We start from the raw sequence: 21,805 nt of genomic DNA, 5'->3' as shown, positions 1-21,805 counted from the left end.
TGAAGCGGACAGCCGATTTCAGTGAAGAGCGTGTTTCATCACTATGAGTCTCGCCCGTGACCATTTCTCGCACAGGTCGCGTTTGAGACGGTTACGATTCCGACATTTCACCTGTTCAGCGCGGTGCGCAGGCGCTCCGGATCGATCGTCGGCGCGTCACAGGTAAAGTTACGGCAAACGTACGCGGCCGCTTCACCGTCGACCAGCGGCCGGTCGGCGAGCAACGGCAGCTCGTCACTCCCCGCGATCCCGAAGGCGACCACGGCCCCCGGCGCGGTACCCAGAAGTGCCGTACGGTGCAAGGCTTTTGCGCCTTCGTCGTCGACCGACGGCCCTACGACGGCGATCTCACGCGGCCCGTCGAGATACGCCTCGGCGACCGCCAGCCCCCACCCGATGAACCGCGGCACCCGCGGCCCGAGCGCCTTCACGACCCCCAACGCCCGCTCGGCGGCGGTGCGATGGGGCTCGGCACCGGTCTGCGCGGCATAGCCGAGCAGCGCGCCCGCGGCGGCGGTCCACCCCGACGGGGCGGCGTTGTCGGTCGGATCCTGCGGCCGCCGGATGAGTCGCTCGGCATCGACGGCGGTGTCGTACAAGGCCCCCGACTCATCGACGAACCCGGCGAGCACATGGTCGAGCAGGAACCCGGCGAACTCCAGCCAGACCCCCTCCCCCGTGACCGACGCCAGCGCGAGGAAGCCCTCCGCGACATCGGCGTAGTCCTCCAACACCCCGGCGTTCGCCCCGACTTGGCCGTCCTTGCTGGTGCGGGCCAGCTTGGCGTGCTCGTCCAGATGCAGTCGTACGAGGAGATCGGCGGCGGAGACGGCGGCCTCGACCAGGTCGGGGCGGTCGAAGTAGGCGCCGGTCTCGGCGAGCGCGGCGATGGCGAGCCCGTTCCAGGCGGCGACCACTTTGTCGTCCCGGCCGGGCGCGGGACGCCGCGAACGGGCGGCGAGGAGGCGCTGTTTGACCGACTCGATCTTCTCGGCGTCGAAGACCCCTTCGCTCTGCGGGAGTTGGAGGACGGACTGCCCCTCCTCGAAGGTGCCCTCGTCCGTGACGCCGAAGTAGTGGGCGGCGAGTCGGGCATCCTCCTCGCCGAGGACCTCGGTGAGCTGCGCGGGCGTCCAGACGTAGTGGGCGCCCTCGACGTGCCTGCCGGTCCCGTCGTCGCTGTCGGCGTCGAGGGCGGAGGCGAACCCGCCCTCGTTCGTGCGGAGTTCACGCACGAGGAAGTCGGCGGTCTCGACGGCGACGCGCCGCGCCAGCTCGGACCCGGTGCTGCGCCACAGGTGCGCGTACACCCGGCACAGCAGGGCGTTGTCGTAGAGCATCTTCTCGAAGTGCGGGACGACCCACTCACGGTCGACGGAGTACCGGGCGAAGCCGCCGGCGAGCTGGTCGTAGATGCCACCGCGTGCCATCCGCTCGCAGGTGTCCTGTGCCATCTCCAGGGCGCCCTCGGAACCGGTGCGGGCGTGGTGGCGCAGCAGGAACTCCAGCGCCATGGACGGCGGGAACTTGGGCGCGCCGCCGAATCCGCCGCGCTGCGGGTCGTACTCACGGGTGAGCCCGAGCAGCGCGGCGACGATCTCGCTCTCGCCGGGGGCGTCGGTGCTGCCGTAGTCGATCTCGCGCTGGGAGAGGTCCCGCACGATCTTGCCGGCGACCTCGTCGACCTCGTCCCGTCGATCGGCCCAGGCGCTGCGCACGCCCTCCAGCACCTGCCGGAAGGAGGGCATGCCGTGGCGGGGCGCCGGCGGGAAGTAGGTCCCGAAGTAGAAGGGCTCGGCATCCGGCGTCAGAAACACGGTCATGGGCCAGCCGCCCTGACCGGTGGCCGCCTGGACCGCCTCCATGTAGACGGCGTCGACGTCGGGGCGTTCCTCGCGGTCGACCTTGATGCTGACGAAGTGGGCGTTGAGGTAGTCGGCGGTGGGGTGGTCCTCGAAGGACTCGTGGGCCATGACGTGGCACCAGTGACAGCTCGAATACCCGACGCTGAGCAGCACGGGCACCCCGCGCTCCCGAGCCTCCGCGAAGGCCTCCGGCGACCAGGGCCACCAGTCGACGGGGTTGTCGGCGTGCTGGAGGAGGTAGGGGGACGTCTCGTCGGCAAGGCGGTTCGGCATACGGCCATCCTCGCGCACAAGAGCGCCGGGGCCGGCCGACGGCACCGCCGGGGCGGAATCAGGGGGCGTCCGGAACAGGCCGTCCCCTGTCCTCGGCGCCACGGGTGGATCTCTGTGCTGACCGGATCCTTCCGTGGCGGGGACGGTTTCGAGGGGGAGACATCAGTGACGGATGCCGCGGTGGGCGAGGGCACGGACGGATCGTCCGGGCGGGCCTCCTATCTGATCGAGGGACGGCGGGTACGGGTCTCGGACCTGGTCGACGCCGGGCTGCTGCCTGCGGGGACCCGGCTCACCCTCCTGCGTAGCGGGGTTCGCCCGCCGCTTCCGGTGAACGGTTGATCGTCGCCCTCTCGCGCTCCCGGCCCCGCCGAAGGACACTCATAGGCCAAGGAGTTGCCGCCGGAGGGGGACCACACATGCGGGACGGCCATCGGAGCGATGCCGAGCGGCTGTTGGCTCGGGCCGTGGAGGAGGAGGTGCGGCGTTCCGGCGGGCGTACCGACGGGCAGGTGCTGCTGGCGCGGTCCCGGGCCGCGCTGGACGCCATGGCCCAGACGGCGGCCGAGGAGTACGAGGCCTATACGACGGCGCTGGACACGGCGGCGGCCGGACAGATCGGCTTCGGGCAGCGCTACGCCAAGGAGGGCGGGGGAACTCCCCTGCTGGTGGCGGCCGTTGGCGCGGTCACCGCTGTCGTCGCCGACCTGGCCCTCGGTACCGGCACCGGCACCGCCCTCGGCGCCGGGGTCACCGTCGGCGTCGTGGGTGCCGCGGCGACCGTCGTGAAGGTGACCGCCTCCCATCTGCCCGCCGCGCATCACCGCGCCGGTGCCGCCAGCCAGCCCGGCGGACCCGAGCAGTTGAGGTTGCAGTGGCTGACCGCGCTGGAGGTGCGGGGCATCCGTCCGTTCCTGGACCAGCAGCGGGTGCTCGCCGCCTCCACCGGGCCGACGAAGAAGCCGGGACCGCAGTTGCGCGGCACCGACAAGAGCGCGGCGGCCCGCAGGCGAAGTGTGCTGGAGCAGTCCTTCGGTCAACTCCCGGACGCCATGGGCGCGTTCGCGGGCCGGCGGGCGGAGCTGGCCCGCATCCGGCAACTGGTGCAGGCGGCCCGCGCCAGCACCGAGACCCGGCCGACGGTGGTCGTGCTGCACGGCGCGCCCGGCTCGGGACGCACCACCCTCGCGGTCCGGGCCGCGCAGGACCTGCGGGACCAGTTCCGCGGCGCCTGCGTGGTGGATCTGCGCGGCGACAGCCCGGGCGAACCCCCGCTGCCCACCCGCGACGCCCTGCTGCACCTGCTCAACCGGCTCGGCGCGCCCCGCGAGCAGTTGCTGTTCCGTGAACGCTCCTCCCCCGACCAACAGGTCAAGCGGCTGGGCGAGTTGTACCACCAGCACCTGACCGGCCTCCCGGTGACGATCATCCTCGACGACGCCTCCGACGTCGCGCAGGTGACCACCCTGGTGCCCGAACGCTCGGACAGCCTGGTCGTGGTCACCACCCGCAAACCCCTCGACCTGCCCGCAGAACTCGCCGCCTGGGTCCACCAGTTGCCGGTGGAGCCGCTGGACGCGGCAGGCGCGGAGGAGCTGTTGGGCGCGGCGGCGCAGGACGGCCAGGACGGTCCGGAGCCGTACGACGCCGAATCCGCCGACCGGATCCGGGAGTTGTGCGGCGGGCTGCCGCTCGCGCTGCGCATCGCGGGCTCCTCCCTCGGCCCGCGCTCCTCGCGCCTACTGGCCACGGATCTCGGCGCGTACGGCCCCGTCGAACCGGTCGAACGGGCGCTGTGGCTGCGCTACACCGACCAGCCGGACGCGGCCCGCAGACTGCTGCGCCGGCTGGCGCTGGCCGGCCGGGCCTCGCTGGGCGCGGCAGCGGCGGCCGCCCTGCTGGCCACCGACGAGACGGAGGCCACCCGCCACCTCCAGGCCCTGTCCCGGGCGGGCCTCATCGACCACGTCCGCGGCACCCGCTACCGCCTGCACGACCTGGTCCGCGCCTTCGCCCAGGCCCGCCTCCTCGACGAGGAGGAGTCCACGGAACGTACGGCCGCGCAGGAGCGGTTGATCGTGAACTACGGCGAACTCGCCGACTCCGTACTGCGGTTGGTCGACGGCAACATGTCGACGCGCTCGGACCGGTTCGGCCCGCACGGCTTCACCTCGCTCGACGAGGCACTGCGCTGGCTGGACGACGAGTCGAGCTTCATCACCGCGACGCTGCGGCACGCGGAGGGCGTCGACCAGGGCGCCGTACTCAACCTGCTGGGCGCGCTGTGCGACTACTGCCTGCTGCGCGGCGACCTCTACCGGCTGGGCGAGATCAGCGAGTTGGCGCAGGCCGTCGACCAGGGCCTGCTTGTCCGCTCGGTGCAGTGGCGCACGGGCATCGCGGCCCGGCAGCTCGGCGAACTCGACAAGGCGCGCACCACCCTCACCTCCGTCGTCGACCTCTACATGGAGGCCCATCACGACGCGGGCGCCGCACGCGCCCTGTGCTCCCTCGGCATCACCCTCCACCACCAGGGCAACCTCACCGAGGCGGCGACACGGCTCCGCGAGGCCCTCGACCTCCAGGCCCCGCCCGCACTGGCCACCGACCGCGCCTGGACGATGCACGCGCTGGCCGCCGTGGAACGCGACCGCGGCCGACTCCCCGAAGCCATGCGGCTGTTGACCGAGTCCCTGGTCCTGCACCGGGCCGGCGAATCCGTGCACGGCGAGGCATGGGCGCACTTCCAGCTCGGCCAACTCGGCCTGCGCATGGGCGACATCCCGCGCGCGGAGTCCGAACTGACCACCGCCCTCGGCCTCTACGGCCGTACCCGCGACGCCCGCGGCGAGGCCTGGGCGCTGACCCAACTGGCCCGCGCCCGGCTGATCGCCGGCGACCCGTCCCCGGCGGTGGACGGCCTGCGCCAGGCCGCCGCCCGGCACCGCGAGAACGAGGACGCGCGCGGCGAGGCCTGGACCGTCTACTACCTGGGCCAGGCCCTGGAGGAGACCGGCAACCTGGACCTGGCGGTGCGCGAGCTGGAACGCTCCCGCACGATGTTCTCCCGTATGCGCGACGTCTACGGCCTGGCCTGCGCCCGGCACCACTCGGCGCGCGTGACCCGCGACCAGCGCGCGGCCCAGACCGGTTCGCTGCGCAACTCCGGCTTCGCCCGCCAGCTCCTGGTCGACGCCCGCGCCGACTTCCAGCGCATCGGCGTCGCCCACGGCGAGGCGTGGACCTGCCTGGAGCTCGCGGTCGTCGACGCGGGCAACACCCGTACCCCGCAGGCACTGACGCTGTGCGAGGAGGCGGTGGGTCTGTTCACCTCGTACGGCGACCGGCGCGGCGCGGACTGGGCGCACTTCCTGCGCGCCACGCTGCTGCCGTACGCGGCCCCCGGCGGGGTCGAGGTCGGCACGGCGGTCGCCCAGGAGGAACTGGCCGAGTTGTCCCGCGCCGGGCACCCGTCCCGCGACGAGAAACTCGACGACTACGTGGAGGCGTACCAGTTGCTGCTGGAGCGGGGCGTGAACCTGGAGGCGGGCTGGCAGGCGTGGCGGCTGGGCATGGTGCCGAGCCGGCACGCCCGTGAGGTGATGGGGGTGGCGGTGCCGGGCACCGCCTGACGCCTCAGCCCTGCTTGGCCTTGGGTTCGGCCGGGGCGGCCGCCTGCTCGGCCCTCGCCTCGGCCGCCGGGTCCGCGCCCTCCTTGAAGTCGACCTTGTTCATCTGCTTGCTCATGGACTTCATCAGCCCCCAGACGGCCAGGGCCATCACCGCGAACACGATGAAGCCGAGGACGCCGGGGGTGACCTTGTTCTCGTCGACCTCGGCGAGGGGGACCAGGTGCGTCATTGCCAGGGCTGCGCTTGAGCTCATGTCAGGCATTGTCGCGGATGCCCGCAAAGAGGTCGTCCTCGGGGAGGGAGGTATCGACGAGGGACTTCGCGAGCTCGTACTCCTCGGTGGGCCAGACCTCCTTCTGGATCTCCATCGGGACCCGGAACCAGCCGCCGTCGGGGTCGATCTGCGTGGCGTGCGCGAGCAGCGCCTTGTCCCGGATCTCGTAGAACTCGGCGCAGGGGACGTGCGTGGTGAGCGTGCGCTCGACGTGCCCCGACTCGTCCCAGCGCTTGAGCCACTCCGCGTACGGCGACTCCAGGCCGCGCTCGATCAGCGCATGGTGCAGGGCCTCGGTGCGCTGCCGGTTGAAGCCCTGGTTGTAGTACAGCTTCTGCGGCCGGTACGCCGGGCCGTACTCCGACTCCGGGTACTTCTCGGTGTCCGTCGCGCCCTCGAACGCCACCATCGAGATCTTGTGGGTCATGATGTGGTCGGGGTGCGGGTAACCGCCGTTCTCGTCGTAGGTGGTGATCACCTGCGGGCGGAACGAGCGGATCTGCTTCACCAGCTCGCCGGCCGCCTTGTCGACGTCCTCCAGCGCGAAGCAGCCCTCCGGGAGCGGCGGCAGCGGGTCGCCCTCGGGCAGCCCCGAGTCGACGAAGCCGAGCCACTCCTGCTTGACGCCGAGGATCTCGCGGGCCTCGTCCATCTCCTTCTTGCGCACCTCGTGGATGTGCTCCTCGATGTACGTGTCGCCCTGGAGCTTCGGGTTGAGGATGGAGCCGCGCTCCCCGCCCGTGCAGGTCACGACCAGCACGTCCACCCCCTCGGACACGTACTTCGCCATGGTGGCCGCGCCCTTGCTCGACTCGTCGTCGGGGTGCGCGTGGACGGCCATCAGTCGTAGCTGGTCAGTCAAGACTCAATCCTCAGTAGGTCGGCGCCCCGGTGTCCTGGGGTGCAATCGGCGCTTCTATAGTGACCGAATCGAGGGGCGAATAATTCCGGGGGCCGGTTTCGGGAGCCCCTTGCCGGGAGGACGATCATGAGCACGGCGAGTACGCGACTGCCCGAGGGCCGCTACGGCCACTCGTCGGACGAGCGTGCCGACCACAAGCTCAGGATCGCCGGCGCCGTCCTCGCGGCGGGCCTGCTCGCCCTCGTCGGGTACTTCGCCTACCACTATGTCGTCGAGGCCAAGATCAGCGCCGAGGTGATCACCTTCCAGGCCTCGGACACCGAGGTCAAGGTGCATCTCGAGGTCCACAAGGACTCCGGGACCACGGGCTACTGCACCCTGCGCTCCCAGGCCGCGGACCAGTCCGAGGTGGGCCGCGCGGACTTCCACTTCGGCGGCTCGGCGACCCGGATCGACAAGGTCGTCACCCTGCGCACCACGGCCCGGGGCACGACGGCCGAGCTGCTGGGCTGTCACTCCGACTGACGTCACCCTCGTTACGTAGGCGCTGACCAGCGTTGACGTATGTCTGACGGCTTATGTCCTCCCCCTGACGCCATTGAATTGTTAGGCTCGTGGTTTCGCCCTTCCATGAAGGAACATTCTTCTGGGTAGGGCGATGCTTTGTATTCCCAGTACCTACGAGGAGCACCTGTGACCCAGACCAGCGAAGACGTCACCTGGCTCACGCAGGAGGCGTACACCAAGCTCAAGGACGAGCTGGAGTACCTGTCTGGTCCCGCGCGCGCCGAGATCACCGTGAAGATCGCGGCCGCTCGCGAGGAGGGCGACCTGCGCGAGAACGGCGGGTACCACGCGGCCAAGGAGGAGCAGGGCAAGCAGGAGCTCCGCATCCGCCAGCTCACCCAGCTTCTGGAGAAGGCCAAGGTCGGCGAGGCGCCGGCGTCGACGGACGGCGCGGTCGCGCCCGGCATGGTCGTGACGATCGCCTTCGACGGCGACGAGGACGACACGACGACCTTCCTGCTCGCCTCGCGCGAGTACGCGAGCGCCGACATCGAGACCTACTCGCCGCAGTCCCCGCTGGGCTCCGGCGTGCTCGGCCACAAGGTCGGCGAGGTGGCGCAGTACGAGCTGCCCAACGGCAAGAAGGCCTCGGTGACGATCCTCAAGGCCGAGCCGTACAACGGCTGACCCGCGGAACCGGTCCATCGCCTCTCGCCTTCGACGAGCCCCCGGCGGCCTTGCGGCGCCGGGGGCTTCGTCATGCCTCCCGCGGGTCTCCCGCGTGTTCCCTCAGGCCGTGGCCGAGCGGTACTTCCGCACCGACAGCGTCCGGAATATGAGGATGATCAGCAGCGAGTAGATCAGTGAGGCCCACACCGGGTGCACCATGGGCCAGGCGTCCGAGGGCGACTGTCCCGGGTTGGCGAAGAGCACCCGGCAGGCCTGCACGGTGGCGCTGAACGGGTTCCACTCGGCGATGTGGCGCAGCCAGGGGGTCATGTTGCTGGTGTCCACGAACGCGTTCGAGATGAACGTCACCGGGAAGAGCCAGATCAGTCCGCCGGACGTGGCCGCCTCGGGCGTACGGACGCTGAGGCCGATCAGGGCGCCGATCCAGGTGAACGCGTACCCCAGCAGAAGCAGCAGTCCGAAGGCACCGAGCACCTTGCCCGCGTTGGTGCCCCCGTCCGAGCCGACCCGCCAGCCGACCAGCAGGGCGACTATCGCGAGGACCAGCAGGGTCAGCGCGGTCTGCACGAGGTCCGCGAGCGTGCGCCCGGTCAGCACCGCGCCCCGCGCCATGGGCAGCGAGCGGAACCGGTCGATGAGGCCCTTGTGCATGTCGTCGGCGATTCCCGCGCCGGAGCTGGCGGTGGCGAACGTGACGGTCTGCGCGAAGATGCCGGCCATCAGGAAGTTCTTGTAGTCGGTGGCGCTGGTGCTGCCGCCGATCTGCATGGAACCGCCGAAGACGTAGGTGAACAGCACCACGAACATGATCGGCTGGATGAGACCGAAAATGACCATCTCGGGAATGCGGCTCATGCGGATCAGATTGCGTTTCGCGACGACCAGGGAGTCGTGCACGGACTGGCCCAGCGCACTGCTGGGTGCCGCGACCGGCGCGGCATCGGTGACGGCACTCACTTCGCGGCCTCCTTCTTTTGCTTGCGGTCCTTGGGGGTCTCGTCCGTGCCGTTCTCCTCGGCCTTCTCCTCGGCCACGTGGCCCGTCAGGGAGAGGAACACGTCGTCGAGGGTGGGGCGGCGCAGGCCGATGTCGTCTATCTCGATGCCGCGGGAGTCGAGCTCGCGGATGACCTCGGCGAGGAGCTTCGCGCCGCCGGTGACGGGCACGGTGAGCTTGCGGGTGTGCTCCTCGACGGTGGTGTCCCCCTTGCCGAAGCCGCGCAACACCTCTGAGGCGATCTCGATGTGGTCGCGCTCGTGCACGACGACCTCGACGCGCTCGCCGCCGGTGCGGGCCTTGAGCTGGTCGGAGGTGCCGCGGGCGATGACACGGCCGTGGTCGACCACCGCGATGTCGTGCGCGAGATGGTCGGCCTCCTCCAGATACTGGGTGGTCAGCAGCAGTGTCGTACCGCCGGAGACGAGCTGCTTGATGACCTCCCACAGCATCTGGCGGTTGCGCGGGTCGAGTCCTGTGGTCGGCTCGTCCATGAACATCACGGGCGGGGAGACGACGAGCGCCGCCGCCAGGTCGAGCCGGCGGCGCATGCCTCCGGAGTAGGTCTTGGCCGTACGGTCGGCGGCGTCCGCGAGGTTGAACTGGTCGAGCAGCTGATCGGCCCGGGCCTTGGCGGCCTTGGCCTTCATCTGGTAGAGCTGGCCGACCATCTGCAGGTTCTCCCGGCCGGTCAGGTACTCGTCGACCGCGGCGAACTGACCGGAGAGGCCGATGGAGCGCCGCACCTCGTTGGGCTGCTTGAGCACGTCGAGGCCGGCGACGACGAGCTTGCCGCTGTCGGGGCGCAGCAGTGTGGTCAGGCAGCGGACGGCGGTCGTCTTGCCCGCGCCGTTGGGCCCGAGCAGGCCCAGCACGGTGCCCTCGGGGACATCGAGGTCGACGCCGTCCAGAGCTTTCACATCGCCGAAGGTTTTCACCAGGCCTTCGGCATAGATGGCGCCTGGCATATCAGTCTCCACGTCGTCGGGGATTCTTTGAAAAGCCTAGGTATGTGTCTTTTGTTCTGCCCGTGGCAGCGGCATGCTTCAGCCTGTGGGCGACACGAGACACACCATAACGCGATGTATCGCGTCTCTCAACAGATTTTCTCGAACGAGTGACAGGACGGGTGACGAACGGGCGCCGACCTCGGTCGACGCGTGCTCCGACCTCAGTCGATGACCGTGTAGCCCGCTTCACGCAGGGCGTGGCCGACCTCGGCGCAGTGCACCGGCCCCTTCGTCTCCAGATGCAGCTCGACCTCCACCTCCGTGAGCCCGAGCCGCGGATCGGTCCGGACGTGGCTCACATCGAGGACGTTAGCGTCGGCCACTGACAACACCCCGAGAAGCGTCGCGAGAGCTCCCGGCCGGTCCGTCAGCCGCAGCGTCACGGCCAGGTAGCGGCCCTGCGCGGACATGCCGTGGCGCAGGATGCGCTGGAGCAGCAGCGGGTCGACGTTCCCGCCGGACAGCAGTGCGACGACCGGTCCCTCGAATCCCCGCGGATCGCTCAGCAGCGCGGCGACCGGGCTGGCGCCGGCCGGCTCGACGACCAGCTTGGCCCGCTCCAGGCACAGCAGCAGCGCGGCGGACAGTTCGTCCTCACTGACCGTGCGGACCTCGTCCACCAGATCGGCGACGATCCCGAACGGCACCTCGCCGGGGCACCCGACCTTGATGCCGTCGGCCATCGTCGCCGGGTTCTTGATCGACACCGGGCGCCCGGCCGCCAGCGAGGGCGGGAACGCGGCCGCGCCCGCCGCCTGGACGCCCACGATCCGTACGTCGGGCCGCAGCGCCTTCACGGCGACCGCGACTCCGGCCGCGAGTCCGCCGCCGCCGATCCCGACGACGATCGTGCGCACCTCGGGGCACTGGTCCAGGATCTCCAGGCCCACCGTGCCCTGGCCCGCGATGATGTCGGGGTGGTCGAAGGGGTGGATGAACACCGCGCCCGTCTCATGGGCGTACTCCTGCGCGGCGGCCAGCGTCTCGTCGACCACGTGGCCGTGCAGGCGCACCTCCGCGCCGTACTCCTTGGTGGCGCTGATCTTCGGCAGAGGCGCGCCCTTGGGCATGAACACCGTGGAGCGCACGCCCAGGAGCGCGGAGGCGAGGGCGACGCCCTGGGCGTGGTTGCCGGCGCTCGCGGCGACGACACCGGCGGCGCGCTCCTCGGGGAGCAGTCCGGCGATACGGACGTAGGCGCCGCGGAGTTTGAAGGAGCCGGTCCGCTGGAGGTTCTCGCACTTGAAGTGCACCGGCGAGCCGACGAGCTGGGTGAGGTGCCTGCTGCCTTCCATCGCGGTCACCCGCGCCACGCCCGTGAGCATCTTCTGGGCGCCGCGCACATCGTCGAGGGTGACGGGTCGCAAGGAGTCAGCCGTGCTGTAGCTCATGACTCAAGCATCGCAGTTCACAGGCGCTCGCCTCGGCTGTGACCAAGCTCCGAGACTGGTTTGCGCAGCGCCGGTACGGGCCGCCTTCCATCCGCGTACCCTGTCCCCCAACCCAGCACCCCCTTCATGAAGCGAGCCCCCGGCCATGCCCACAACACCTGAAATGTCGATGGACATGACGACCGTCGGTGAATCCGGTCTCCTCGACACGCTGCAGCACGAGGTGGCGGTGTTCGCGCGCCGTGCCGAACAGACCCGGCTCGGCGGAGTCGGACAGGTGCGCAACTCCATGGACCGCGCCGCGTATCTCCTGCTCAACCGCCTCGACAAGGAAGGCCCGATGGGCGTCAAGGCGCTCGCCGCGAGCATGGGGATCGACTCCTCGACGGTCACCCGGCAGGTGGCCCCGCTCGTCGACACCGGGCTCGTGAAGCGCACCTCGCACCCCGAGGACGGCCGCGCGGTGGTGCTGCAGTTGTCCCCGCGCGGGCAGTCGCGACTGGAGGAAGTGCGGTCGTCCAGGCGTCAGTTGATGGACGAGCTGACCCACGACTGGGCGCCGGAGGAGCGCGAGGTGTTCTGCGCGCTCCTCACACGCTTCAACAGCGCCCTCTCCGCGCGGATGGCGGTGCCCGGCGGCGAGACGCCGTCGGCTTCCTGAAGGACGCGGTCGACGGGCGTGGTTGAAGGGCCCCGTTGAAGGGTCCGGTTCCTGAAGGGCGCGGGCACACGCGCGTGATGCCCGACTCCCGCCTTTCGTACCGAACTCTTGACCTAAGGACGGCCCTGGCCTCATATGAAACCGGGTCCTTCAGGGGGGAGGCGGCGCGGTGCGAGAACGGCAGACGTCCCAAGACGCCCGTCGTGCCCGGGAGTTCGAGGCATTCGTCGGGGGCGCGGCAGGGCGGCTGCTGCACGCCGCCACGCTGCTGACCGCGGAGGAACGGCACGACAACCCGCGCGCGCGGCGGCTGCTGACGCTGTCCCTGGCGAACACGTACGCGTCCTGGGACCGGCTGCGCGGCGAGGACCCGTACGACCGCGCCCGCCAGTACCTGGCCACCCGCTTCGCCCGCACGGCCTGGCACCAGTACGGCGGCCTCGGCCGGGCCCGGCCCCACCCCGGCAGCCCGCTGGGCGCCCTCTCGCCCCAGGAACGGCTGATCCTCGTCCTCAGGTTGTACGAGGGAGTCGCCGAGGAACAGGCCGCGGCGCTGCTCGGCCTCCCCACGGAACGGGTACGGGCGATCTGCGAGCGGGCGACGGCGACGCTGCTGCATCCGCCGCGCGGTCCGGCACCGAAGGTGGCCGGGGCCAAGATGGCGCCGTCATGAGACCGACGAGGCCCCGGAACGGGGGTACGCGCGCGTGAACAGGCCCGAGCGGGAGGCGACCGTACGGCAGATCATGGAGCGGACTCCGCCGCAGGTGCCGCCGGAGCTGTACGCGGACGTCGTGCGCCGCGGCGGCCGGATGCTGCGCCGCAGGAGGGCCGCCCGGCGGCTGATGTGGCTACTGCTGTGGGCGGCGATCGTGGTGTTCACCGTGTGGGTGCTGACGGCCCGCCCCTGGGTGGAGCCGCCGTCGGAGACGACTCCACCGCTGACGGGTTGGTGAGGGCCCCGGACAGGACCCTGTCCCGCCCGGACGGGACCCTGTCCGTCGTCGGCTAGCCCAGTGCCTGCTGCAGGTCCTCCAGGAGGTCCTGCACGTTCTCGATGCCCACGGAGAGGCGGACGAGGTCGCCGGGGACCTCCAGGGCCGAACCGACCACGGACGCGTGCGTCATGCGTCCCGGGTGCTCGATCAGCGACTCGACGCCGCCCAGGGACTCGCCGAGCGTGAACACCTTGGCGCGGTTGCAGACCTCGACGGCCGCTTCCTCGCCGCCCTCGACCTGGAAGGAGACCATGCCGCCGAAGGACCGCATCTGCTTGGCGGCGACCTCGTGACCGGGGTGCTCCGGGAGGCCCGGGTAGAGAACGCGCGTCACGCGTGCGTGCCGGGTGAGCATGTCGGCGACCTTGGTGGCGTTCTCGCTGTGCCGGTCCATGCGTACCGACAGCGTCTTGGCGCCGCGCAGCACCAGCCAGGAGTCGAAGGGCCCGGCGACCGCGCCCATCGCGTTCTGGTGGTACGCCAGTTCCTCGCCGAGCGCCTCGTCGGCCGCGATCAGCGCGCCGCCGACCACGTCCGAGTGACCGCCCATGTACTTGGTCAGGGAGTGCACGACGACGTCGGCGCCGAGGGCCAGCGGCTGCTGGAGGTAGGGCGTCGCGAAGGTGTTGTCGACGACGAGCTTCGCGCCCGCGTCCCGGGCGACCTGCGCGACGGCGGCGATGTCGGTGATGCCGAGCAGCGGGTTCGAAGGGGTCTCGACCCAGACGACCTTGGTCTTCGGGGTGATCGCGGCCCGTACGGCCGACGGGTCGCTGGTGTCGGCGACCGACCACTCGACGCCCCACCGGGAGACGACCTTCGCGAACAGCCGGAACGTGCCGCCGTACGCGTCGTTCGGGATGACGACGTGGTCGCCGGGGCTGAGCAGCGTACGCAACAGGCAGTCCTCGGCCGCCAGTCCGGACGCGAACGCGAGGCCGCGGCGGCCGCCCTCCAGGGCGGCGAGGTTCTCTTCCAGGGCGGTCCTGGTGGGATTGGCGCTACGGCTGTACTCGTAGCCGCCGCGCAGACCGCCGACGCCGTCCTGCTTGTAGGTCGAGACCTGGTAGATCGGCGGGACGACCGCGCCGGTGAGGGGATCGGCGGTGTTGCCCGCGTGGATCGCGAGGGTCTCGAAGTGCTGACTGATGTGCCTGTCGCTCATGAGCCCCGAGCGTAGTGCGCCCGCGGGCATGACGACGATCCGGAGGTTTTTCACAGGGCCGCGAGGCATGGTGGCCGGGGTCTTCCACAGGGCCGCGAGGAGCGGTGGCCGAGGCTTTCCACAGGGTCGGGCAGCAAGGTGACGGTGGATTTCCACCGGATCGCGGCGCGAGGCGGCGGTGGTTTTCCACAGGGTGGTGGGCCGGGTTGGCCAATTGTCGGACCCGTCTGGTTCGCTTGACGCATGGAGATTCTCTGGGTCCTGATGGCGCTGCTCATGATGGGCTTCGTGCTGATCCCGTTCCTGCGGCGCAGGCGCGGGATGATCGAGCAGGTCGCGCCGGGCCATCCGGACGCCGCGGACCCGGCGGCCTACGGCTTCGTGCGCGAGGAGGAGCTGGACATCCGCATGCCCGGCCCCGACCAGGACCTGCTGGACGTCCTGGACGTGGTGCAGCACACGCAGGACTACCGCGCGGCGATGCAGTTGCTGGCCGGCACCGAGATCACGGGCGAGCTGCGCTGGCAGCGCGTGCAGGCCTTCGCGGGCGCCGCGTCGCTGGAGCTGCAGCAGCGGCCCGGCGGGGTCAGCGAGACACCGGGCGGGCAGTGGCTGCGCGTGTGGCGTCTTGAGCACCCGAAGGACGCGGGTGGCGCGGCCGTGCACGCGGAGTTCCTGGTGCAGCAGGCGTGGCGTACGTCGACCAGGGGGACGGACGAGTTCCGGATCATCATGGAGGAGGCGCGGGACGCCTGCGGACAGGCGGCGCTGCTCTCCCCCGGTGACCCGGTCCCGTACATCGTCGAGCTGTCGGTGGCACGCGGACTGACGTATCCGCAGCCGGAGTTCGAGCAGGTGTGGCTGAAGATCCTGGACCGCGCGCCGGCCCACATGGGGGCACATCTGACGGCCCTGCACTACTGGTGCGAGAAGTGGCACGGCTCGCGCGCGCTGGCGAACTCGTTCGCGGAGTCGGCCGCCGCGCGGGCCCCGCAGGGTTCCCTGCTCGCCGCGATGCCGCTCTTCGCGGTCTTCGAGCACCTCCCCGAGGTGAACCTGGTCAGCAGCTTCTACCAGAGCGAGGTCGTGGAGAAGGCGATCCACGGCGCGCTGTTCGCCGTCCACGCGGCCCGCCCCGACGACCCGATGCTGGCGCACGTCCGCCATCTCCTGGTGTTCTTCCTGGTCCGCGCGGAGCGCTGGTCCGAGGCGATGAACCAGCTCATACACATCGACGGCCACGTCGGAGCGCTCCCCTGGACCCTGTCCCCGGACCCGGCGGCGGAGTTCGCGGTCTACCGGGCGCTGGCGGTGGCGGGGTACGAGGCGAACGGAGGGAGTCCGGCGAGTCTGCCGCACTGAGGACCGGGCGCGCGTGCCGGGCGCCGGGCGCGGTGGCAGCCGGCGGTCGCACTCGGGAGCGAGGCGGAATTCTGGGGAGCTCCCACCCGTTCACTGCGTGCGGACCCTCGTTGCGGCCCGATTGGAGATCGTATGTTCCTGCACAGTCGTACGCCCCAACTCCCCACACCGGAACAGGCTTTGCAGGGCCGGCCCCAGCCGGTGTTCACGGGTCCCGATCGCCACACCGTCCTCGGCACCCCGCTGCTCGGCCCCTACCCCGGGCACCTGGAGATCGCCGACTTCGGACTGGGCTGCTTCTGGGGCGCGGAGCGGACGTTCTGGAAGCTCCCGGTGGGGGTGTGGACGACGCTGGTCGGCTACCAGGGCGGCTACACCGAGAACCCCACCTACGAGGAGGTCTGCTCGGGCCTGACCGGTCACACGGAGGCGGTCCGCGTGGTCTACGACCCGAAGCTGATCTCGTACGACAGGCTGCTGAAGACGTTCTGGGAGGCGCACAACCCGACACAGGGCTTCCGCCAGGGCAACGACGTGGGCACGCAGTACCGCTCGGCGATCTACCCCCACACCCCCGCGCAGGCAGCCGCGGCGGAAGCCTCCCGCGCCGCCTACCAGCAGGTCCTCACGGGCTCGCGCTTCGGCACGATCAGCACGGAGATACTCCCGGCACAGGGGCGGGTGTTCTACCCGGCCGAGGCGTACCACCAGCAGTACCTCGACAAGAATCCGGCGGGGTACTGCGGGATCGGCGGGACGGGAGTCTCCTGCCCGATAGGCGTGGCGCCGACCGATGGCTGACGGCTCCGTGTCCACCGCGCAGCAGGCGTTCACGTCGTTGATGCGGGCGCGGATCGCTCCCGGTCTGCGTGCGCTGGGTTTCAAGGGGTCGGGGCAGACGTACGAACTGCCCCATCTGGAGACCTGGGCCCTCATCGGCTTCCAGAAGTCCGCGCACAACACGGCGGGGCACGTCGAGTTCACGCTCAACGTGACCGTGGCCGACAAGCTCGGCTGGGCGCAGGCCCGGAGGCGCCAGCCGCACCTGCCCGCCCGCCCGAGCCCGAACACCGTGTACGGCCCCGCCGCCTGGCACAGCCGCATAGGGCGGCTCCTCCCCGCGAACCGTGACACCTGGTGGACCATCTCGGCCACGACCGACCCCGAGCCGGTCGCCCGTGGGGTCATCGCCGCGGTGACGGAGTACGCGCTGCCGGCGATTCGGGAGCGGCGCCGTTCATGAGGGGTGAGCCGCTGAGATCCGGAGGTGGCACTCCAGCGGTGTCTTTCGGACGGCGGCCAGTGGGGCGCAAGGGATGAGCACGGGCACCGCGCCGACGCCGCTCGCCGCGCTGTGGCGGGAGCGGTGGCCGTCGGGTCCGCCCGTCGCGCACACGTTCCGCCGGACGTACGCGGCCCGCTGGGTGCGCTTCCACAGTCTCCCCGGCTCGAAGCGGTATCCGGAGTTCGAGGACGAGTACGCGATCGTGCTGCACCGGTACAACACCGTCCTCGACGAGTTGTTCGCGGGCGCCGACGTGTTCGTGGTGACCGTGGACTGGTCGAACACCCTCACCGGGCCCGCCGTCCGGCCGGAACCGCGCCGGTCACTGCACCCCGGTGGCGTCCCCTGGTGGACCGAGTCGGACGATGACGACCCCGACCCGGAATTCCACATCCACAGCCGCCTCTACGCCGACCGGCGCCCCTGGCGGCACGGTTGCGTCGACGAACTGCTGCGGGCCGTCGCGGACGACACACTCGCCGAAGTGTTCGTCACCGACACCGAGTTGCACCGCGTCCACCACCCCTACGACGGCGGGGCGGACGTCATCCTCACCACGCCCGCCGAACGGGACCGCCTTCGCGCGAAGCACACCGACTGGCTGCCCGGCAATCCGGCCGGCCTCTGACGCGGCGCATGGGTGCCTGCCGTATCCGTCGGTGCCGAGTCACCTCGCGGTACGGGCGGGCTACGCTCCCGTGTCGTGCAGGAGACACGCGGGACCCGCCTCGACACCGCTCGGATCCGGGCGACCCGCCGGGTGATCGACCCGGTCTTTCTCGACTCTCCGCTGTACCGCTGCGAGGCGCTGGAGCCGGGTCTCGGGTGTGCGGTGAGCATCAAGCTCGAAACGGCGAACCCGGTCCGCAGTTTCAAGGCCCGCGGTACCGAGGTCATCGCGAGCCTGCTCGCCGAGCACGGTCCGCGGGCCGTGGTGTGCGCCAGCGCGGGCAATCTCGGCCAGGCCCTCGCCTGGTCCGGCCGCGGCCGGGGGCTGGACGTGACGGTCGTGGCGTCCCGCTTCGCCACGGCGGCCAAGCTGGAGCGCATCCGTGCGTTCGGTGCCCGGCTGGAGCTGGTGGACGGTGACCATGAGCTGGCGCGCGAGCGGGCGGCGGCCATCGCGCGCCACGACGGCATCCGGCTCGTCGAGGACAGCCTGGACCTCGAGACCTGCGAGGGCGCGGCGACCATCGGCCTGGAGCTGGTGGAAGCGCGGGACGGGTGGGACGGGCCGGATGGACGGGATGGGCGGGGACCGGCGCAACTGGTGGGCGCCGCGCCGCCGTTCGACGCCGTTCTGGTCGCTCTCGGCGGCGGGGCGCTGGCCACCGGCGTGGGGCATGTGCTGAAGGAGCTGGCGCCCGGCGTCGAGGTGATCTGCGTCCAGCCGTTGGGCGCCCCGGCGTTGACGCACTCGTGGCATCAACGGCGCGTCGTCACCACCGACTCGACCGACACCATCGCCGACGGCGTCGCCGGCCGGTACCCCATCCCGGCCGTCCTGGACGATCTCCTCCTGGTCGCCGACGACGCCGTCCTGGTCCGGGAGGCGTCGATCATCGCCGGTATGCGGATGCTCCTCGACCACGCGGGCCTCGTCGTCGAACCGTCGGCCGCGCTCGGCATCGCGGCGATCCTCGAAGACCGGGACCGTTTCGCCGGGCGGCATGTGGTCACCGTCGTGTGCGGCAGCAACGTCGACGTGGACGCCTATCGCCGCTGGGTCGACGCGGGGCCCGTGCCCGCCGTACGGAATCAAGAGATACGGGAGTAAGAGATACGGGAGTGAGGGGGGTGCGGGAGTGAGGGGGGTGCGGGAGTGAGGGGGGTGCGGGAGTGAGGGGGGTGCGGGAGTGAGAGGGTGCGGCATGGTCCACCACTTGCGCTTCTTCTTCGAGGCCGGCGTAGACACTCCGTTGTGGCCGGAGGACATGGCCAGCCCCTACGGCTACCCCTGCGACCTGGAGCGTCTGCCGATCACCCCGGCCACCCGAGCCGAACTGGCGAGGCTGTCCACGTGGTACCAGTCGTCGATCGACTGGGACTATCCGCCGGACCCGTCCCCGTGGTCCGACGAAGAACTACAGCGTTTCAAACAGCAGGCGCGGACCGCGCTGGAGGCGCTGCGCCGTGAGTTGGGCACGGGCTGGGTGGTCCGGGACGAAAGCCTGTTGTGACGGAAGCTTGCTGTGACGAAGGTCCGTAGTGGCGAAGGCTTGTTGCGACGGGCCACGCGGTCAGAACGGCGGCTCGTCCACGCAGCCCCCGACCCCGTTGCGGGCTGAGGCATGTCGGTCGCCCGCGCCAATGTCGTCGGCGGTCTCCAGGCCCCTGATGTCCTCGCCCCACTTCTTGAGTACGGCCAGAGCCCGGCCGCGATCGGGGCGACTGGTGCTGGTCGCCAGGAGACGGCGGGCGTGCTGCCCGACCTCGCCCCGATGGCAGTTGAGATCGGGATGCTCGGTCATCGGGAGGGCGGCGATCACCGCGGCGTCGCGCACTGCCGGGTCGTCGTGGTCCAGGAAAGGGGAGACGGCACGGTAGAACGCGGGGCGCTGGTCACGGAACGCGCGCAGCTCCGGATAGGTCTCGAGGTAGCCGCCGTTGAAATGGCGTTCCCCCATGGCGACACATTCGTCGTCGGCCTCCCAGGCGAGGGATCCGAGCCACTCCGGAAGCGCTGCCCGTGCGGAGGTCGTGGGGCGGGCGAGGATCGCCGCGACGTACAGGGCCACCGGGACCGTGGCCTCGTAGAAGCTGTCCTGGTGGTGCACCGGCTCCAACTCCCTGAGGGCACCGGTCTGCACCGCGGGATCAGGGTCGAGGAGCCGGGTGAGGACGGCCGGCAGGAAACCGCCGTCCCCTCTCGCCGTGCCGAGCGAGGCCCAGTCCGTGCCGTCCAACAGCGCCCGGTGATGCGGCAGCCCAGCGGAGCCGGCGTCGTCAAGGGGCTGGTTTCCGATGGTCATCGGCCAAGGCTAGGGCGTGTGCGGCGCGCCGTTCCCGTACCGCGGCCAGACCCAGCCCCTCACCAATCCCCCCATGTCAAGCATTTCGACCTCGTTCAGAAAGACCGGCAGCCGCTCCCTTCCCGCCCTACGCTCCCGCACATGCTGATGCGTCGCGCACTACGGATGATCATCGTGCTCGCTGTGGCCCTCGCCGGAGCGATCGGGGGTGGGGTGGGGACCGCGCAGGCCGAGGGGGGTCGGGCCTCGGGCGGCTCCTCCGACCGGGAGTTGTTGTTCTACAACCATTCCTTCGGAGTCTTCGACCGGGAGACCGCCGACGCGATCGAACACTCCGACTATCTGCGGGAGTTCGCGAACTTCCAGGTCCGCACCACGACGGGTACCGGCGGGGAGACCTGGACCGGCCGCTATCTGATGGGCCGCGAGACCTACATGGAGCTGTTCGGAGTCGGCGACGTCCCGGGCCAGGACGGCACCCTCGGTGCCGCCGGGCTCGGTCTGTCGACCGAGCGGGCGGGAGACCTGGCGACGGTCACCGCGCGGCTGAAGGACGAAGGGGTCACCGACCCCGTCGATTTTCTCCAGACGCGGGACTTCGGTGACGGTGTGCCCGTGCCGTGGTTCGACGCCGTCCTCACCACGACCGAGTACGACGCCTTCGACGCCTGGGCGATGGAGTACCGGCCGGAGTACTTCGCCGATCCCCGCGGCAACACCGAGCCGCCGAGCTACCCCGGTGACGTCGGCCGGGAGCGCTATCTCTCCGACGACTACCGCACCCACCTGATGCGAGACGTGACCTCGGTCCACCTCGCGGTCACCGAGGGCGACCTCGCCGACACCGTGCCACTGCTGCGGGCCGGCGGATTCACCGTCCGGACCGTGGCGGGCGGTGGCGTCGTCGCGGTGGGCGGCGGCACCACGATCCGGTTCGACGTCGTCCCGCGCGAGAAGGCGGGGTACCAGCAGGTCGACATGTCACTGAACCGGCCCGTGAAGGACCGGCACGTGGAACAGATCGGTCACTCGACCCTCACCGTCGGCCCCGGCACCCGCGCGGTGTGGACGTTCGCCAAGAACGGCGTCAGCTAGCCGCACGGTGCCCCTCGCCAGAGCGTGCGCCCTCTCGAAGTCGAGGGGGCGCACACCGCGTACGGGACCGGACAGGACCGGACCCGCGCCGTCAGCCCTCCGCGCGAGCCGGCAGCTTCCAGCCCGGGCGGGGGAAGTGGCAGGTGTACCCGTCCGGGTAACGCTGGAGGTAGTCCTGGTGCTCCGGCTCGGCCTCCCAGAAGGGGCCCACCGGCTCCACCTCGGTGACGACCTTGCCCGGCCACAAGCCCGACGCGTCCACGTCCGCGATCGTGTCCTCGGCGACGCGCTTCTGCTCGTCGTCGACGTAGTAGATCGCCGAGCGGTAGCTGAGGCCGATGTCGTTGCCCTGGCGGTTCTTGGTGCTCGGGTCGTGGATCTGGAAGAAGAACTCCAGGAGCGCGCGGTAGTCGGTCTGCTCCGGGTCGAAGAGGATCTCGATGGCCTCCGCGTGCGTCCCGTGGTTCCGGTACGTCGCGTTCGGCACGTCTCCGCCGGTGTAGCCGACCCGGGTCGCCGTCACGCCCGGGAGCCGGCGGACCAGCTCCTCCATCCCCCAGAAGCATCCGCCCGCCAGCACGGCCCTCTGCGTCTGCGCAGCCATTGCGACCCTCCAATATCCGTCGGCTGTTGATCAGCTCGATCACTCGGGCAGCTCGGTCACCGGCTCGTACCGCACCGGTGTCCCCTGCCCAGTGTGCTCAACGTTCGAAGGTTCCGTGCGATTCCGCGACCGACCTGCTCCTCCCGGTCCTCCGGTCCCCGGT

Annotated in this window: 23 protein-coding genes; 14 read left to right on the top strand and 9 right to left on the bottom strand. The window is 70.7% G+C overall.

Annotated features, from left to right (window positions below; translation table 11 throughout):
• Positions 1 to 107 precede the first annotated feature (107 nt).
• Positions 108 to 2,138 (bottom strand): thioredoxin domain-containing protein, encoded by a 2,031-nt coding sequence (locus tag OG223_RS33170; RefSeq protein WP_329256430.1) that lies wholly within the window; start codon positions 2,136 to 2,138, stop codon positions 108 to 110.
• Positions 2,139 to 2,303: 165 nt separating this feature from the next.
• Here OG223_RS33170 and OG223_RS33165 point away from each other — a divergent pair, with 165 nt between their 5' ends.
• Positions 2,304 to 2,480 carry a hypothetical protein gene (locus tag OG223_RS33165; protein WP_329256428.1) on the top strand — a complete coding sequence of 59 codons (177 nt, stop codon included), beginning with the start codon at positions 2,304 to 2,306 and terminating at the stop codon, positions 2,478 to 2,480.
• A 77-nt stretch (positions 2,481 to 2,557) separates the two neighbouring features.
• A complete protein-coding gene (locus OG223_RS33160; RefSeq protein ID WP_329256426.1) occupies positions 2,558 to 5,770 on the top strand; it encodes a tetratricopeptide repeat protein in 3,213 nt (1,070 codons plus the stop codon).
• Positions 5,771 to 5,774: 4 nt separating this feature from the next.
• Here OG223_RS33160 and OG223_RS33155 read toward each other — a convergent pair whose 3' ends face one another.
• Together OG223_RS33155 and mca are read right to left on the bottom strand one after the other, a co-directional pair.
• Positions 5,775 to 6,032 (bottom strand): hypothetical protein, encoded by a 258-nt coding sequence (locus OG223_RS33155; protein WP_329256424.1) that lies wholly within the window; start codon positions 6,030 to 6,032, stop codon positions 5,775 to 5,777.
• Entirely contained in the window at positions 6,025 to 6,885 is an 861-nt protein-coding gene (gene mca / locus OG223_RS33150) for a mycothiol conjugate amidase Mca (RefSeq protein ID WP_329265611.1), read from the bottom strand. The genes OG223_RS33155 and mca overlap by 8 nt, the downstream gene beginning before the upstream one ends.
• Positions 6,886 to 7,032: 147 nt before the next feature.
• On the opposite strand from mca, the gene OG223_RS33145 reads away from it, so the two are divergent.
• Together OG223_RS33145 and greA are read left to right on the top strand one after the other, a co-directional pair.
• Entirely contained in the window at positions 7,033 to 7,431 is a 399-nt protein-coding gene (locus tag OG223_RS33145; protein ID WP_329256422.1) for a DUF4307 domain-containing protein, read from the top strand.
• A gap of 168 nt (positions 7,432 to 7,599) precedes the next feature.
• Positions 7,600 to 8,100, top strand: a complete 501-nt coding sequence (gene greA, locus OG223_RS33140) for a transcription elongation factor GreA (RefSeq protein ID WP_043679814.1) — start codon at positions 7,600 to 7,602, stop codon at positions 8,098 to 8,100.
• A 102-nt stretch (positions 8,101 to 8,202) separates the two neighbouring features.
• Here the strand turns inward: greA and OG223_RS33135 are convergent, their stop codons facing one another.
• The 3 genes from OG223_RS33135 to ilvA all read right to left on the bottom strand — a co-directional run bounded on the left by OG223_RS33135 (position 8,203) and on the right by ilvA (position 11,500).
• Positions 8,203 to 9,060 carry an ABC transporter permease gene (locus OG223_RS33135; RefSeq protein ID WP_329256419.1) on the bottom strand — a complete coding sequence of 286 codons (858 nt, stop codon included), beginning with the start codon at positions 9,058 to 9,060 and terminating at the stop codon, positions 8,203 to 8,205.
• Positions 9,057 to 10,067 (bottom strand): ATP-binding cassette domain-containing protein, encoded by a 1,011-nt coding sequence (locus OG223_RS33130; protein WP_329256417.1) that lies wholly within the window; start codon positions 10,065 to 10,067, stop codon positions 9,057 to 9,059. Before OG223_RS33130 ends, OG223_RS33135 begins: the two co-directional genes overlap by 4 nt.
• A gap of 203 nt (positions 10,068 to 10,270) precedes the next feature.
• Positions 10,271 to 11,500: a threonine ammonia-lyase gene (gene ilvA, locus OG223_RS33125; RefSeq protein WP_329256415.1), complete on the bottom strand. Its 1,230-nt coding sequence runs from the start codon at positions 11,498 to 11,500 to the stop codon at positions 10,271 to 10,273.
• Positions 11,501 to 11,663: 163 nt separating this feature from the next.
• Between ilvA and OG223_RS33120 the strand changes: the two genes are divergently transcribed.
• The 3 genes from OG223_RS33120 to OG223_RS33110 all read left to right on the top strand — a co-directional run bounded on the left by OG223_RS33120 (position 11,664) and on the right by OG223_RS33110 (position 13,117).
• The gene (locus OG223_RS33120; RefSeq protein WP_329256413.1) at positions 11,664 to 12,161 is read left to right on the top strand and encodes a MarR family winged helix-turn-helix transcriptional regulator; all 498 of its coding nucleotides are present in this window, start codon (positions 11,664 to 11,666) and stop codon (positions 12,159 to 12,161) included.
• A gap of 169 nt (positions 12,162 to 12,330) precedes the next feature.
• On the top strand, positions 12,331 to 12,834 hold the full coding sequence (locus tag OG223_RS33115; protein WP_329256411.1) for a sigma factor-like helix-turn-helix DNA-binding protein: 504 nt from the start codon (positions 12,331 to 12,333) through the stop codon (positions 12,832 to 12,834).
• A 34-nt stretch (positions 12,835 to 12,868) separates the two neighbouring features.
• The gene (locus tag OG223_RS33110) at positions 12,869 to 13,117 is read left to right on the top strand and encodes a hypothetical protein (protein WP_329256408.1); all 249 of its coding nucleotides are present in this window, start codon (positions 12,869 to 12,871) and stop codon (positions 13,115 to 13,117) included.
• A gap of 52 nt (positions 13,118 to 13,169) precedes the next feature.
• On the opposite strand, the gene OG223_RS33105 is transcribed toward OG223_RS33110, so the two are convergent.
• The gene (locus OG223_RS33105) at positions 13,170 to 14,324 is read right to left on the bottom strand and encodes a cystathionine gamma-synthase (protein ID WP_329256406.1); all 1,155 of its coding nucleotides are present in this window, start codon (positions 14,322 to 14,324) and stop codon (positions 13,170 to 13,172) included.
• Positions 14,325 to 14,567: 243 nt separating this feature from the next.
• Between OG223_RS33105 and OG223_RS33100 the strand changes: the two genes are divergently transcribed.
• The 6 genes from OG223_RS33100 to OG223_RS33075 all read left to right on the top strand — a co-directional run bounded on the left by OG223_RS33100 (position 14,568) and on the right by OG223_RS33075 (position 19,151).
• The gene (locus tag OG223_RS33100) at positions 14,568 to 15,686 is read left to right on the top strand and encodes a hypothetical protein (RefSeq protein WP_329256405.1); all 1,119 of its coding nucleotides are present in this window, start codon (positions 14,568 to 14,570) and stop codon (positions 15,684 to 15,686) included.
• 132 nt (positions 15,687 to 15,818) lie between these two features.
• Positions 15,819 to 16,487, top strand: a complete 669-nt coding sequence (msrA, locus tag OG223_RS33095) for a peptide-methionine (S)-S-oxide reductase MsrA (RefSeq protein WP_329256403.1) — start codon at positions 15,819 to 15,821, stop codon at positions 16,485 to 16,487.
• On the top strand, positions 16,480 to 16,929 hold the full coding sequence (locus tag OG223_RS33090) for a DUF4304 domain-containing protein (protein WP_329256401.1): 450 nt from the start codon (positions 16,480 to 16,482) through the stop codon (positions 16,927 to 16,929). The genes msrA (OG223_RS33095) and OG223_RS33090 overlap by 8 nt, the downstream gene beginning before the upstream one ends.
• A 73-nt stretch (positions 16,930 to 17,002) precedes the next feature.
• On the top strand, positions 17,003 to 17,599 hold the full coding sequence (locus OG223_RS33085) for a DUF3885 domain-containing protein (protein WP_329256399.1): 597 nt from the start codon (positions 17,003 to 17,005) through the stop codon (positions 17,597 to 17,599).
• A 75-nt stretch (positions 17,600 to 17,674) separates the two neighbouring features.
• Positions 17,675 to 18,748 (top strand): threonine ammonia-lyase, encoded by a 1,074-nt coding sequence (locus OG223_RS33080; RefSeq protein WP_443073770.1) that lies wholly within the window; start codon positions 17,675 to 17,677, stop codon positions 18,746 to 18,748.
• 94 nt (positions 18,749 to 18,842) lie between these two features.
• The gene (locus OG223_RS33075) at positions 18,843 to 19,151 is read left to right on the top strand and encodes a hypothetical protein (protein WP_329256397.1); all 309 of its coding nucleotides are present in this window, start codon (positions 18,843 to 18,845) and stop codon (positions 19,149 to 19,151) included.
• 60 nt (positions 19,152 to 19,211) lie between these two features.
• Here the strand turns inward: OG223_RS33075 and OG223_RS33070 are convergent, their stop codons facing one another.
• Positions 19,212 to 19,943, bottom strand: coding sequence for a hypothetical protein (locus OG223_RS33070; protein ID WP_329256395.1), 732 nt, complete (start codon positions 19,941 to 19,943; stop codon positions 19,212 to 19,214).
• A 165-nt stretch (positions 19,944 to 20,108) separates the two neighbouring features.
• On the opposite strand from OG223_RS33070, the gene OG223_RS33065 reads away from it, so the two are divergent.
• Positions 20,109 to 21,038 carry a DUF5829 family protein gene (locus tag OG223_RS33065; protein ID WP_329265608.1) on the top strand — a complete coding sequence of 310 codons (930 nt, stop codon included), beginning with the start codon at positions 20,109 to 20,111 and terminating at the stop codon, positions 21,036 to 21,038.
• 91 nt (positions 21,039 to 21,129) lie between these two features.
• Here the strand turns inward: OG223_RS33065 and msrA (OG223_RS33060) are convergent, their stop codons facing one another.
• A complete protein-coding gene (gene msrA, locus OG223_RS33060) occupies positions 21,130 to 21,642 on the bottom strand; it encodes a peptide-methionine (S)-S-oxide reductase MsrA (RefSeq protein ID WP_329256393.1) in 513 nt (170 codons plus the stop codon).
• Positions 21,643 to 21,805 lie beyond the last annotated feature (163 nt).

This window comes from Streptomyces sp. NBC_01478 (assembly GCF_036227225.1).
Taxonomy (GTDB): Bacteria; Actinomycetota; Actinomycetes; order Streptomycetales; family Streptomycetaceae; genus Streptomyces.
This window is presented reverse-complemented; position numbering and strand designations above follow the sequence as displayed.